Source organism: Streptomyces hilarionis, assembly GCF_024539675.1.
In the GTDB taxonomy this organism is placed as follows: Bacteria; Actinomycetota; Actinomycetes; order Streptomycetales; family Streptomycetaceae; genus Streptomyces; species Streptomyces hilarionis.
In genome coordinates this window covers 1-13,903 of sequence record NZ_JAHHIT010000058.1, presented here as the reverse complement: position 1 = coordinate 13,903, position 13,903 = coordinate 1, and the positions used below count along the sequence as shown (strand labels likewise).

General features: G+C 68.3%; 8 protein-coding genes. 1 reads left to right on the top strand and 7 read right to left on the bottom strand.

Annotated features, from left to right (window positions below; translation table 11 throughout):
• Positions 1-13: 13 nt before the first annotated feature.
• Positions 14-1,048 carry a glycosyltransferase family 2 protein gene (locus KMS84_RS15090; RefSeq protein WP_438818940.1) on the bottom strand — a complete coding sequence of 345 codons (1,035 nt, stop codon included), beginning with the start codon at positions 1,046-1,048 and terminating at the stop codon, positions 14-16.
• Between the two features lie 197 nt (positions 1,049-1,245).
• Between KMS84_RS15090 and KMS84_RS15085 the strand changes: the two genes are divergently transcribed.
• On the top strand, positions 1,246-2,523 hold the full coding sequence (locus KMS84_RS15085; protein ID WP_256916734.1) for a putative hexosyltransferase: 1,278 nt from the start codon (positions 1,246-1,248) through the stop codon (positions 2,521-2,523).
• A gap of 220 nt (positions 2,524-2,743) precedes the next feature.
• On the opposite strand, the gene KMS84_RS15080 is transcribed toward KMS84_RS15085, so the two are convergent.
• From KMS84_RS15080 to KMS84_RS15055, 6 genes are all read right to left on the bottom strand, one after another.
• Positions 2,744-6,643 carry a DNA-directed RNA polymerase subunit beta' gene (locus KMS84_RS15080; protein WP_256916733.1) on the bottom strand — a complete coding sequence of 1,300 codons (3,900 nt, stop codon included), beginning with the start codon at positions 6,641-6,643 and terminating at the stop codon, positions 2,744-2,746.
• A 110-nt stretch (positions 6,644-6,753) separates the two neighbouring features.
• Positions 6,754-10,239 carry a DNA-directed RNA polymerase subunit beta gene (gene rpoB / locus KMS84_RS15075; RefSeq protein ID WP_256916732.1) on the bottom strand — a complete coding sequence of 1,162 codons (3,486 nt, stop codon included), beginning with the start codon at positions 10,237-10,239 and terminating at the stop codon, positions 6,754-6,756.
• Positions 10,240-10,815: 576 nt separating this feature from the next.
• Positions 10,816-11,196 (bottom strand): 50S ribosomal protein L7/L12, encoded by a 381-nt coding sequence (rplL, locus tag KMS84_RS15070; protein ID WP_256916731.1) that lies wholly within the window; start codon positions 11,194-11,196, stop codon positions 10,816-10,818.
• Positions 11,197-11,335: 139 nt separating this feature from the next.
• Positions 11,336-11,866 (bottom strand): 50S ribosomal protein L10, encoded by a 531-nt coding sequence (gene rplJ / locus KMS84_RS15065; RefSeq protein ID WP_079660430.1) that lies wholly within the window; start codon positions 11,864-11,866, stop codon positions 11,336-11,338.
• 285 nt (positions 11,867-12,151) lie between these two features.
• Positions 12,152-12,979, bottom strand: coding sequence for an SCO4651 family lipoprotein (locus tag KMS84_RS15060; RefSeq protein ID WP_256916730.1), 828 nt, complete (start codon positions 12,977-12,979; stop codon positions 12,152-12,154).
• Positions 12,980-13,090: 111 nt separating this feature from the next.
• A partial coding sequence (locus KMS84_RS15055; protein WP_256916729.1) for an SCO4651 family lipoprotein occupies positions 13,091-13,903 on the bottom strand: 813 nt, incomplete at its 5' end.

Sequence of the window (13,903 nt, the reverse complement as noted above, 5' to 3'; positions counted from 1 at the left end):
ACACGCCGGGGGTTCAGGAACGCTGCCCCAGCCGCTGCGCGGGCGGAGCCGAGGCCTCCGCGCCGCCCGCCGGGGCCGCCGCCGGAGCGGGCCCGCCCTGGTCCGCCGGGGCCGCCGGGAGCGTCGTGACCGCCGTCGCGGGGTGCTCCCGCACCGCCGTGTCCCGCCCGACGAAATACGTCGGCCGGTTCTGCACGGCCGTGTAGATGCGGCCGACGTACTCGCCGAGCAGGCCCACGCAGACCAGCTGGACCGCGCCGATGAAGAGCACGCCGATGAACAGGGACGTCCAGCCGGGCACGGTGTGCTGGAAGGCGTGCGCGCTCAGCGTGTAGACCATCAGCCCGAGGCAGACCAGGAACGCGAAGCCGCCCAGCCAGGTGGCGATCCGCAGGGGCGCGGCCGAGAACCCGGTGACGCTGTCCACGGCCAGCCGGATCATCCGGCCCAGGGGGTACTTGCTCTGTCCCGCCGGGCGCGGGGCGCGCTCGTAGGTGACCTCGCCGCTGGGAAAGCCCAGCCAGGGCACGAGGAGACGGTAGACGCGCTGCTGGTCCGGCAGCGCCTTCAGGGCGTCCACCGCGGCCCTGCTGAGCAGCCGGAAGTCACCGGCCTGGGCCGGCACGGACGGGCCCGCCAGCCGGCGCACCAGGCGGTAGTACAGGCCCGCCGTCCACCGCTTGAACCCGGTGTCGCTGGCCCGGTCGGCCCGGATGCCGTACACGATGTCGAGGTCCTCGGCACGGGCCAGCGCCAGCATCTCGGGGATCTTCTCGGGCGGGTCCTGGAGGTCCGCGTCGATGCTGACCACGTAGGCGCCCACGGCCCGGTCGAGGCCCGCGGTGAGGGCGGCCTGGTGACCGGAGTTGCGGCGCAGGCCGATCACGCGCAGTTGCGGCCAGCCGAGCCGGAAGGCTTCCAGGAGCACGGCCGTGCGGTCCGTGCCGCCGTCGTCCACGGCGACGACCTCGTAGGGGACGCCCAGACCGTCGAGGACCGGGCGCAACCTGCTGACCAGCGCGGGAAGGACCTCTTCCTCGTTGTACATGGGTATGACGACCGACAAGACGGTCGCCGCAGCCGTGGTCGTCGGCGCTTCGGACACCCGTCCTCCCCCCACCTGTGGCGCACATGTGCGACTCTGTTGCGATCTTATGACCGCACTCTTATGACCAAACGTCATGATCATCCGGACACGGCGCCGCCCCTGGCCGTCCGGCGATCGGACGAGGGGGGACCCCACCCATGAGCACGGCTTCCAGCGACACGGCGACGGATCCCGCCGTGCCGGACGGGCCGACGGAGCCGTCGTGGCGGCAGCGCCGCCTCGCGCTGCCCGACGGGGTACGACCGTACCTCGCCCCACTGCTCCTCTACGGTGTGACGAAGCTCGTGGGACTGACGGTGTTCGTCCGGCTCCTGGTCGCGGCGGACGAGTACCAGAAGAAGGACCCGCGCTTCGGCGGCGGCGCGCACTGGTGGGACGTCCTCGCCACCTGGGACGGCTGGTGGTACCTCCAGGTCGCGGAGAAGGGATACGAGCCCGGCCCGCTGGTGAAGCTGGCTCCCGGCGGGCTGTTCACCGTCAAGCAGAACTCCGTGGCGTTCTTCCCCCTCTACCCCGGCCTGGTCCGCGGCGTCTCGGAGATCACCGGCCTCGGCCTGTACGGTTCCGCGATCGCCGTCTCGGTCCTGGCCTCCTTCGTCGCGGCCGCCGGCGTGTACGCCGTGATCTCGACGCTGGCCGGCGCGCGGGCGGGCACGATCGCGGCCGGCCTGTGGGCGCTGGCGCCCGGCGCGGGCGTGCAGTGGGCGGTCTACTCGGAGTCGGTGTTCGTCGCCATCGCCGCCTGGTGCTGCTACTGCGTGATGAAGCGGCACTGGGTCGCAGCGGGGCTGCTCGCCTTCCTGGCCGGCCTCAACCGGCCGACGTCCGCCGCGCTGATCGGCGCGGTCGGGCTCGCCGCGATCGTCACGCTCGCCCGGCCGGCGAGCAGACGCGAGCACGGGATCGCCGGACCCGTGTACGCCATGGTCGCCGCGCCGCTGGGCCTGCTCACGTACGTGGTCTGGGTCGGCCTGGAGGCCGGCGACCTCACCGCGTACTTCACCCTCCAGCGCGAGGGCTGGGCGCACTACTTCGACTTCGGCGCCTACACCCTGGACGTGCTGGGCAACACGGCGATCGGGCACAACAACTACCTGTTCGCGTTCTCCGTGCCCGACCTGCTCGCCGTCCAGCTGGTCCTGGCGCTGCCCTTCCTGATCGCGCTGATGCTGCGCAGAAGGCCGCCGCTGGTGCTGGTCGCGTACACCCTGGCCAGCGTCGTCGCCGTCCTCGGGACCCAGCAGATGTTCGGCAACACGGGCCGCTACCTGCTCCCGGTCTTCCCCCTCCTGCTGGCGCCGGCGGCGGCGATGAGCCGCCTGAAGTGGCCGAGCCTGACGGTGTTCTTCGCCACCGCGGCCGTCGCCTCGGGCTGGTACGCCCACTTCGTGATCTTCGAGCTGGGCATTCCGTAGCCGCACCCCGCCCGGCGGCCGCGCCCGGCCGCGCCCCGGCCTCGCCCTTCCGCGGCGTCGGGGCGGCCTGGGAGCCCTCCGCGCGGCCCGGCCGTCGGCCGGGCCGCGGTGGCCCCCGGAGCGCGGCACGCCGCCGGCCAGGGGCTGTCCCGGATACGCCGAAGGGCGGTCACCCCGTACGCAACGGGGTGACCGCCCTTCAGTGGTTCAGACCTACGCCCTACTGGTTGTACGGACCGTAGTCGTAGTCCTCCAGCGGAACGGCCTGGCCGGAGCCGGTGCCGAACGGCGAGTAGTCGATGTCGTCGTAGCCGACGGCCGAGTACATCGCGGCCTTGGCCTCCTCGGTCGGCTCGACCCGGATGTTGCGGTAGCGGGACAGACCCGTACCGGCCGGGATGAGCTTACCGATGATGACGTTCTCCTTGAGGCCGATCAGGGAGTCGGACTTGGCGTTGATCGCCGCGTCCGTCAGCACCCTGGTCGTCTCCTGGAAGGACGCCGCCGACAGCCAGGACTCCGTGGCCAGCGAGGCCTTGGTGATACCCATGAGCTGCGGACGACCGGAGGCCGGGTGACCGCCCTCCTGCACCACACGACGGTTCTCGACCTCGAACTTCGAGCGCTCGACGAGCTCGCCGGGCAGCAGCTCGGCGTCGCCGGACTCGATGATCGTCACACGGCGCAGCATCTGCCGGATGATGATCTCGATGTGCTTGTCGTGGATCGACACGCCCTGCGAGTTGTAGACCTTCTGGACCTCGCCGACCAGGTGGACCTGGACGGCACGCTGACCCAGGATGCGCAGCACGTCGTGCGGGTTGGTGGCGCCCACGGTGAGCTTCTGGCCCACCTCGACGTGCTCGCCCTCGCTGACCAGCAGACGGGCGCGCTTCGAGATCGGGAACGCCGTCTCGTCGCTGCCGTCGTCCGGCGTGATGACGATCTTCTTCGTCTTCTCGGTCTCCTCGATCCGCACGCGGCCGGAGGCCTCGGAGATCGGGGCGACACCCTTCGGGGTACGGGCCTCGAAGAGCTCGACGACACGCGGCAGACCCTGGGTGATGTCGTCACCGGCCACACCACCGGTGTGGAAGGTACGCATCGTCAGCTGGGTGCCGGGCTCACCGATGGACTGGGCGGCGATGATGCCGACCGCCTCACCGATGTCGACCAGCTTGCCGGTGGCCAGCGAGCGGCCGTAGCACATGGCACACGTGCCGACCTGCGACTCACAGGTCAGGATCGAGCGGGTCTTGACCTCCTCGACGCCGTGGCGCACGAGCTGGTCGATGAGCACGTCGCCGAGGTCCACGTTGGCCGGCGCGATCACCTTGCCGTCGATGACGACGTCCTCGGCGAGCATGCGGGCGTAGACGCTGGTCTCGACGTCGTCCGTCTTGCGCAGGACGCCGTCCTCGCCGCGGATCGCGATCTTCAGCTTCAGACCGCGCTCGGTGCCGCAGTCCTCCTCGCGGATGATCACGTCCTGCGAGACGTCCACCAGACGACGGGTCAGGTAACCCGAGTCGGCGGTACGCAGGGCGGTGTCCGCCAGACCCTTACGGGCGCCGTGCGTGGAGATGAAGTACTCCAGCACGGACAGACCCTCACGGAAGGAGGCCTTGATCGGACGCGGGATGGTCTCGTTCTTCGCGTTCGACACCAGACCGCGCATACCCGCGATCTGCCGCATCTGCATCATGTTTCCTCGGGCGCCCGAGTCGACCATCATGAAGATGGGGTTGGTCTTGGGGAAGTTCGCGTTCATCGCCTCGGCGACCTCGTTGGTCGCCTTGGTCCAGATCGCGATGAGCTCCTGCGTGCGCTCTTCCTTGGTGATCAGACCGCGCTCGTACTGCTTCTGGACCTTCTCGTCCTGCGCCTCGTAGCCGCGGACGATCTCCTTCTTCGCCTCGGGAACGACGACGTCGGAGATGGCCACGGTGACGCCGGAACGGGTCGCCCAGTAGAAGCCGGCCGCCTTCAGGTTGTCGAGCGTCGCCGCCACGATGACCTTGGGGTAGCGCTCGGCCAGGTCGTTGACGATCTCGGAGAGCTGCTTCTTGCCCACCGAGTAGTCGACGAACGGGTAGTCCTCGGGCAGCAGCTCGTTGAAGAGCGCGCGGCCCAGGGTGGTGCGCAGCCGGAAGGTGTCACCGGTCTGGTACTCCGGCTCGCCCTCCTCGACGGCCGGCGGCGTCCAGCCACGCGGCGGGATGGTGCCCACCGGGAAGCGGATGTCGATCGGCGACTGCAACGCCAGCTCACCGGCGTCGAACGCCATGATCGCCTCGGCCGTGGAGCCGAAGGACCGGCCCTCGCCCTTGGTGTCACGCAGCTCGCCGTCGGTGGTGAGGAAGAACAGACCGAGGACCATGTCCTGGGTCGGCATCGTCACCGGACGGCCGTCGGCGGGCTTGAGGATGTTGTTCGAGGACAGCATCAGGATGCGGGCCTCGGCCTGCGCCTCCGCGGAGAGCGGCAGGTGGACGGCCATCTGGTCACCGTCGAAGTCCGCGTTGAACGCGGTGCAGACGAGCGGGTGGATCTGGATGGCCTTGCCCTCGACCAGCTGCGGCTCGAAGGCCTGGATGCCGAGGCGGTGCAGGGTGGGCGCACGGTTCAGCAGAACCGGGTGCTCGGCGATGACCTCTTCGAGGACGTCGTACACGACCGTGCGGCCGCGCTCGACCATGCGCTTGGCGCTCTTGATGTTCTGCGCGTGGTTGAGGTCCACGAGCCGCTTCATCACGAACGGCTTGAACAGCTCCAGCGCCATCGCCTTCGGCAGACCGCACTGGTGCAGCTTCAGCTGCGGACCGACGACGATCACGGAACGCGCGGAGTAGTCCACACGCTTGCCGAGCAGGTTCTGACGGAAGCGGCCCTGCTTGCCCTTGAGCATGTCGGACAGCGACTTCAGCGGACGGTTGCCGGGGCCCGTGACCGGGCGACCACGACGGCCGTTGTCGAAGAGCGCGTCGACGGCCTCCTGGAGCATGCGCTTCTCGTTGTTCACGATGATCTCGGGCGCGCCGAGGTCGAGAAGCCGCTTCAGGCGGTTGTTGCGGTTGATCACACGGCGGTACAGGTCGTTCAGGTCGGAGGTCGCGAAGCGGCCACCGTCCAGCTGCACCATCGGACGCAGGTCCGGCGGGATGACCGGCACGCAGTCGAGCACCATGCCCTTGGGGCTGTTGCTGGTCTGCAGGAACGCGGAGACGACCTTGAGGCGCTTGAGCGCACGGGTCTTCTTCTGGCCCTTGCCGGTGCGGATGATCTCGCGGAGCTTCTCGGCCTCCTCGTCGAGGTCGAAGGACTCCAGGCGCTTCTGCAGCGCCGCGGCGCCCATCGAACCGTCGAAGTACGTGCCGAAGCGGTCACGCAGCTCGCGGTAGAGGAGCTCGTCGCCCTCCAGGTCCTGGACCTTGAGGTTCTTGAAGCGGGTCCACACCTCGTCGAGACGGTCGATCTCGCGCTGCGCGCGGTCGCGCAGCTGCTTCATCTCGCGCTCGGCGCCTTCGCGCACCTTGCGGCGCACGTCGGCCTTGGCGCCCTCGGCCTCGAGCTCGGCCAGGTCGGTCTCGAGCTTCTTGGCGCGGGCCTCCAGGTCGGAGTCGCGACGGTTCTCGATCTGCTGACGCTCGACGGAGACGTGCGCCTCCAGCGAGGGCAGGTCACGCGTGCGGCGCTCGTCGTCGACGAACGTGATCATGTACGCCGCGAAGTAGATGACCTTCTCGAGGTCCTTGGGAGCCAGGTCGAGCAGGTAGCCCAGACGGCTCGGGACGCCCTTGAAGTACCAGATGTGGGTGACGGGAGCGGCCAGTTCGATGTGGCCCATCCGCTCACGACGCACCTTGGCGCGGGTCACCTCGACGCCGCAGCGCTCACAGATGATGCCCTTGAAGCGGACACGCTTGTACTTGCCGCAGTAGCACTCCCAGTCCCGGGTCGGACCGAAGATCTTCTCGCAGAAGAGTCCGTCCTTTTCGGGCTTGAGCGTGCGGTAGTTGATGGTCTCGGGCTTCTTGACCTCGCCGTGGCTCCACTGACGGATGTCGTCAGCGGTAGCCAGACCGATCCGGAGCTCGTCGAAGAAGTTGACGTCGAGCACTATGCGTCAATCCCTCTCAGGGTTGTAAGTCTTGGGGTCTGATACGGGGGTCCCGGGGCCGGCCGGAGGTTCAGTGATCTTCATCGCCGAACCTCCGGACCGGACTCCCGTCAGACCTCTTCGACGCTGCTCGGCTCGCGCCGGGACAGGTCGATGCCGAGCTCCTCCGCCGCGCGGAAGACGTCCTCGTCGGTGTCACGCATCTCGATGGACATACCGTCGCTGGACAGCACCTCCACGTTCAGGCAGAGAGACTGCATCTCCTTGATGAGCACCTTGAAGGACTCGGGGATGCCGGGCTCAGGGATGTTCTCGCCCTTGACGATGGCCTCGTAGACCTTCACGCGGCCGGTGACGTCGTCGGACTTGATGGTCAGGAGCTCCTGGAGGGCGTACGCGGCGCCGTATGCCTCCAGCGCCCACACCTCCATCTCACCGAAGCGCTGACCGCCGAACTGCGCCTTACCGCCCAGCGGCTGCTGGGTGATCATCGAGTACGGACCGGTCGAGCGGGCGTGCAGCTTGTCGTCGACCAGGTGGTGCAGCTTCAGGATGTACATGTACCCGATGGAGATCGGGTCCGGGAACGGCTCGCCGGAGCGGCCGTCGAACAGCCTCGCCTTGCCGGTCGGCTGCACCATGCGCTCGCCGTCGCGGTTCGGGATGGTGTGCTGCAACAGACCGGCCAGCTCGTCCTCACGGGCGCCGTCGAACACCGGGGTGGCGACGTTGGTGCCCGGGGCGACCTGGTCGGCTCCGATGACCTGAAGGCGCTGCGCCCAGTCCTCGCCGAGCCCGGAGACGTCCCAGCCGCGGCTGGCGAGCCAGCCGAGGTGGATCTCCAGCACCTGTCCCGGGTTCATTCGGGACGGCACGCCCAGCGGGTTGAGGATGATGTCGACCGGGGTCCCGTCCTCGAGGAACGGCATGTCCTCGATGGGCAGGATCTTGGAGATGACGCCCTTGTTGCCGTGGCGGCCGGCGAGCTTGTCGCCGTCCGTGATCTTGCGCTTCTGCGCCACGTAGACACGAACCAGCTGGTTCACGCCCGGCGGCAGCTCGTCGCCCTCTTCACGGTCGAAGACGCGGACGCCGATGACCTTGCCGATCTCGCCGTGGGGCACCTTCAGCGAGGTGTCACGGACCTCACGGGCCTTCTCGCCGAAGATCGCGCGCAGCAGGCGCTCCTCCGGGGTCAGCTCGGTCTCGCCCTTGGGCGTGACCTTGCCGACCAGGATGTCGCCGGCGACGACCTCGGCGCCGATGCGGATGATGCCGCGCTCGTCGAGGTCGGCGAGGACCTCCTCGGAGACGTTCGGGATGTCCCGGGTGATCTCCTCGGGGCCGAGCTTGGTGTCACGGGCGTCGACCTCGTGCTCCTCGATGTGGATCGAGGAGAGGACGTCGTCCTGCACGAGGCGCTGCGACAGGATGATCGCGTCCTCGTAGTTGTGACCCTCCCACGGCATGAACGCCACGAGCAGGTTCTTGCCCAGCGCCATCTCGCCGTTCTCGGTGGCCGGGCCGTCGGCGAGGACCTGGCCGGTGATGATCCGGTCGCCCTCGTTGACGATGACCTTCTGGTTGACCGAGGTGCCCTGGTTGGAGCGCGAGAACTTGGCCAGGCGGTACGTGATGTACGTGCCGTCGTCGTTGGTCGTGGTGATGTAGTCCGCGGAGACCTCCTGGACCACACCGTCCTTCTCGGCCTTGACCACGTCGCCGGCGTCGACGGCGGAGCGGTACTCCATGCCGGTGCCGACGAGCGGGGACTCGCTCTTGATGAGCGGCACGGCCTGACGCATCATGTTCGCGCCCATGAGGGCACGGTTGGCGTCGTCGTGCTCGAGGAACGGGATCATGGCGGTCGCGACCGACACCATCTGGCGCGGCGAGACGTCCATGTAGTCCACGTCGTCACCGGGGACGTAGTCGACCTCGCCGCCACGACGGCGGACCAGGACGCGGTTCTCGGTGAAGCGCATGTCGTCGTCGAGCGTGGCGTTGGCCTGCGCGATGACGAAGCGGTCCTCCTCGTCGGCCGTGAGGTAGTCGACCTCGTCGGTGACGATGCCGTCGGTGACCCGGCGGTACGGCGTCTCGACGAAGCCGAACGCGTTGACCCGGCCGTAGGAGGCGAGCGAGCCGATCAGACCGATGTTCGGGCCTTCGGGCGTCTCGATCGGGCACATGCGGCCGTAGTGCGAGGGGTGCACGTCACGGACCTCGAAGCCGGCCCGCTCACGGGAGAGACCACCCGGACCGAGCGCCGACAGACGGCGCTTGTGGGTGAGACCCGACAGCGGGTTGTTCTGGTCCATGAACTGCGACAGCTGGCTGGTGCCGAAGAACTCCTTGATGGAGGCGACGACCGGCCGGATGTTGATCAGGGTCTGCGGCGTGATCGCCTCGACGTCCTGGGTCGTCATCCGCTCGCGGACGACTCGCTCCATACGCGCCAGACCCGTGCGGACCTGGTTCTGGATGAGCTCGCCGACGCTGCGCAGACGACGGTTGCCGAAGTGGTCGATGTCGTCGGTCTCGACGACGATCGTCTGGCCGTTGTCCGCGGCCGTCTCGGTCTCGCCGGCGTGCAGCTTCACCAGGTACTTGATCGTCGAGATGACGTCCTCGACGGTCAGGACGCCCGCGTCGAGCGGAGCGTCCGCACCCAGCTTCTTGTTGACCTTGTAGCGGCCGACCTTGGCCAGGTCGTAGCGCTTGGGGTTGAAGTAGAGGTTCTCGAGCAGCGTCTGCGCGGCCTCACGCGTGGGGGGCTCGCCCGGACGCAGCTTGCGGTAGATGTCCAGCAGCGCGTCGTCCTGGCCCTGGGTGTGGTCCTTCTCCAGGGTGGCGCGCATGGACTCGTACTCGCCGAACTCCTCGAGGATCTGCTCGGTGGTCCAGCCGAGAGCCTTCAGGAGCACGGTGACGGACTGCTTGCGCTTGCGGTCGATGCGGACACCGACCATGTCGCGCTTGTCGATCTCCATCTCCAGCCAGGCGCCCCGGGAGGGGATGATCTTGGCGGAGAAGATGTCCTTGTCGGACGTCTTGTCGATGGAGGAGTCGAAGTAGACACCCGGCGAACGGACCAGCTGCGACACCACGACACGCTCGGTGCCGTTGATGACGAAGGTGCCCTTGTTCGTCATGAGCGGGAAGTCGCCCATGAAGACCGTCTGGGACTTGATCTCGCCGGTCTCGTTGTTGGTGAACTCGGCCGTCACGAAGAGCGGGGCCGCGTACGTGAAGTCACGGTCCTTGCACTCGTCGATGCTGTTCTTCGGCGGCTCGAAACGGTGGTCGCGGAAGGTCAGCGACATCGACCCGGAGAAGTCCTCGATCGGGGAGATCTCCTCGAAGATCTCCTCCAGACCCGACTTCGTGGGGACGTCCTGACCCGACTCCAGAGCCGCCTCGACCCGACTCTGCCAGGCGGTGTTCCCGAGCAGCCAGTCGAAGCTCTCGGTCTGCAGCGCGAGCAGGTTGGGAACCTCGAGGGGCTCCTTGATCTTTGCAAAGGAGATGCGCAGCGGGGCGGTGCTGGCGGCGTTGTTCGTATTCGCGGTCGAGGCGTTGCGCGAGGCGGCCAAGAGGGGGTCCTTCCGAGGGCTCGGACTCACTACGCGCGTACCGGCCCCTCCGCCTGTGCACGGAGACAGCTTTCCGAATCTGGCAAAAAGGCCAGGTCGGGAAGGGCTGGTCGTCCGGGCAAAAGGGAGGGCATGCCCCTGGTGACGGGCAGGGGACAGCTAACAGGCAGCGCAAAGGGTCAGTGTAGCCACTTGGCACACTGATGTCCAGTGCGGGTTAACTGCGACCCTCGTAGTTCTCAACGCCCTCGGTCTGCTGGTCCTCAACGCACGGTGATACTGCCCTCTTCGTCGCCGATCCATGCCTCGGATTCGGATCCTTGTGACGACGCGTCCTGAGAATTGCGCGCTGCGTGCGGTTCGTCAAGGCCCCCCTGCGCGAACGGGGGCGCTCGGAGACACGACGAAGATCACCATACCCCCCGCTCAGAGGGGTGCGAGGCAACCGTGGCCGCACCCCCGGGAACGACGAAGAGCGACCACCCAGATGGATGATCGCTCTTCGGTGCGTGGGCGTTACAGCCCCCACAGGGGCAGTTTCAGCCTCCGCTCGCGGTCGTCGCCGACCGCGGGGTGTTACTTGACCTCGACCGAGGCGCCGGCGCCCTTGAGGGACTCGGCGGCCTTCTCAGCGGCCTCCTTGGCGACCTTCTCGAGAACGGGCTTCGGAGCGCCGTCCACGAGGTCCTTGGCCTCCTTCAGACCCAGGGAGGTCAGCTCGCGCACGACCTTGATGACCTGGATCTTCTTCTCGCCGGCGCCGGTGAGGATGACGTCGAACTCGTCCTGCTCCTCAGCGGCCTCGACCGGGGCGCCGGGGACGGCGGGGCCGGCGACGGCGACCGCGGCGGCGGCGGTGACGTCGAACTTCTCCTCGAACGCCTTCACGAACTCGGAGAGCTGGATGAGGGTCATGCCCTCGAACTCGGCGAGCAGTTCGTCCTGGGTGAGAGCCATGACGGCTTTCCTTCCACTAATTCGGCTGGTGCCGGTATGTACATGTCTGGCGGGCGTACGTTCGGCCCGCTAACGACCGCTGCCTCGGCGGACTGCCTCAGGCTGACTGCTTCAGGCGGCGGTCATTTCGGGAGCCGAATTACTCGGCACCGCCCTGCTCGGCCTGCTTGGCGCGAAGAGCGTCCACGGTGCGGACGAGCTTCGAGGGAAGCGCCTGGAAGAGCTGAGCAGCCTGAGACTGCTTGCCCTTGAAGGCACCCGCCAGCTTGCTGAGCAGAACCTCGCGGGACTCGAGGTCCGCAAGCTTCTTGATCTCGTCGGCGGACAGCGCCTTGCCGTCAAGGACACCGCCCTTGATGACGAGGTTCGGGTTGTCCTTGGCGAAGTCACGAAGACCCTTCGCCGACTCCACCGGGTCACCGGTGATGAAGGCGACCGCCGTCGGACCGTTGAAAAGGTCGTCGAGCGTGTTGATCCCGGCCTCGTTGGCCGCAATCTTGGTCAGCGTGTTCTTCACCACGGCGTACTGGGCGTTCTCACCGAGCGAACGACGCAGCGTCTTCAGCTGCGCCACGGTGAGACCCCGGTACTCGGTCAGCACGGCGGCGTTCGAGCTGCGGAACGACTCCGTCAGCTCGGCCACCGCGGCAGCCTTGTCGGGCCTTGCCATGAGCGTCGGCCTCCTTCCGGGTGATGAGGACCGCTCAGAAGGGGCTGTGACAGACGAAACGCCCCGGCGCAGGCGCACGGGGCGTAGCTCGACCGCAAGAATTCCGTGGGAGGATTTCTCTCGGGAGCACATCCACTGACACCTGCGCGGGTCGTCCGCATTGCAGCGGATCCTTCGGCCACCGCCCCCTCTTGCGAGAGCACGGCAACGACCAGCGGTCTTTGGCTTCTCGTGGAGAGTACGTGAACCGGTCGCCGTCAAGCAAATCCGCCCGTACGGACCACCTCAGCGGCGGGCCTTCCTCAGCTCCTCGGCCATGTCGAGGGTGTCCGAGGCCGGAGGGGCCTTCACGGTCACGGGCTTGCCGAAGTCGCTGAACGCGAGGGTGAGGTCGAGCTGGCCGTGCCGCCCGAAGCCCTGCATGCGCAGCTGCCGCGTACGGTCCTGGGCGTCGACCCACAGGTCCATGGTGAGCTCGTCGACGCCCAGCTTCTCGTACTGGGCGAGGCTCTTCTCGGTCCGCCGGCGCACGTCCGCCGCGTCGTCCTTGTACGAGGCGCGGATGGCGTCGACGGTGGCGGTGCCGGTGTAGTGGCTGGTGCTGACGCCCCCGACGGTCTCGACGCCCGCCTTCTTCAGGTCGTCGGCGGCCGCGAGGAAACCGCTCTCGTGGGAGGGGTTGTCTCGGACCCGGTCCGCCATCGCGCCCGTGTCGGCCTTGAGCCCGCTCGGGGTACCGGAACGGCTCGGGGCGCCGAACTTGACCCAGTGCTTGCCGCCCTGGCCGGCTTCGTCGCCGCCCACGTAGAGCACCCCGCCGACCAGCCGGAACTCCCCGGTGCCGCGGTCGTCCCCGCTGAGCACGGTCGACTTCAGGCTCATCGCGGGCGGCTTCACGCCGATCGCCGCCTCGCCCTTGATGCGGCCTTCCTCCGGCGTCCGGCCGGACATCCGGTAGCGCAGCGAGACGGGCTCCTCCGCCTTCCGCGCGGCACGGGCCACGGCGGCCGCGGCGGCCGTGTCACCGCCGCCCGCGCCGTCGGAGCCGCCCACCGCCCCGCATCCGGTGATGAGCAGCGCGGACAGCCCGAGGGCACCCACGGACGACCTCATGCGATTTTCCCCCCACGACCCGGACCGCCTGAGCTCCCGGACGGGGAACACACGGTCGCCTCACAGCAAGACCGTGAAGGTATCCCAGGCAGGCCGTGGGGGTCGTGTGAATTACGAGCCGGCGCCCGCTCCCTGCTGCCGGACCAGCTCCGTGAAGTCGGCGGTGTCGGCCGCCGGCGGAACCGCCGCCGAGACCTTCGCGCCGTAGTCGCTGTAGTACGCGGTCTGGGTGTAGCCGCCCTGCGCGGTCTGGCCCCGCTCCACCTTCTTGACCAGAAGATCCTGGTCGTCGACCCAGATGTCGACCGTCTCGGTGGTCACGCCGGCCTGTTCCAGGGTCTTCTTCAGGTCGTCGAGCTGAGCGCGGCTGAGGCTGGAGTTCTGCCGGGCGAGGTCGGCCACCTCGACCGTCCCCGCGTAGTGCGTGGTGTCGCGGCCCCGCACCTTCTCCGTGCCGACCCGGCGCACGTCCCCCGAGGCCAGCAGCAGCTTGACCGACTGGTTGGGGGTGGTGTGGGTCATCTGGTCCTTCAGGTACGCGCCCGAGCTGCCGCCGAGGCGCTCCAGGTCGTCGTAGGCGTACTTGATCCAGTGCCTGCCGCCGGTCTGCCGCGCGAAGGCGTCTCCCATCCTCGCGTAGTACGCGTCGGGCAGATAGCGGGCCTGCATCGACGTGCTGCCCAGCTGGCGCATCGTGTCGGCGACGGTGCCGCCGGTGTACGTGATGGTCAGGGCGCCGGTGAGACCGTGGCCCCAGCCGAGGGCGCCGTCGGCCGTCATCGACATCAGCGAGCCGATGGTCGTGCTGGACTCGACCTTCGCGGAGTCGGCGCCGTCGGTCGACTTCTCGGCCGTGCGCAGGGCCGCGACCGGGCTCATCCGCGGGCTGCCCTCCCCGCCCCCGCCGGAGCCCGCCCCCGCGGA

What these genes read in the sequence shown, in the direction of transcription:
- KMS84_RS15090 (WP_438818940.1), bottom strand. Translation starts at nt 1,048, where the DNA reads ATGTACAACGAGGAAGAGGTCCTTCCCGCGCTGGTCAGCAGGTTGCGC.
- KMS84_RS15085 (WP_256916734.1), top strand. Translation starts at nt 1,246, where the DNA reads ATGAGCACGGCTTCCAGCGACACGGCGACGGATCCCGCCGTGCCGGAC.
- rplL (WP_256916731.1), bottom strand. Translation starts at nt 11,196, where the DNA reads ATGGCTCTCACCCAGGACGAACTGCTCGCCGAGTTCGAGGGCATGACC.
- rplJ (WP_079660430.1), bottom strand. Translation starts at nt 11,866, where the DNA reads ATGGCAAGGCCCGACAAGGCTGCCGCGGTGGCCGAGCTGACGGAGTCG.
- KMS84_RS15060 (WP_256916730.1), bottom strand. Translation starts at nt 12,979, where the DNA reads ATGAGGTCGTCCGTGGGTGCCCTCGGGCTGTCCGCGCTGCTCATCACC.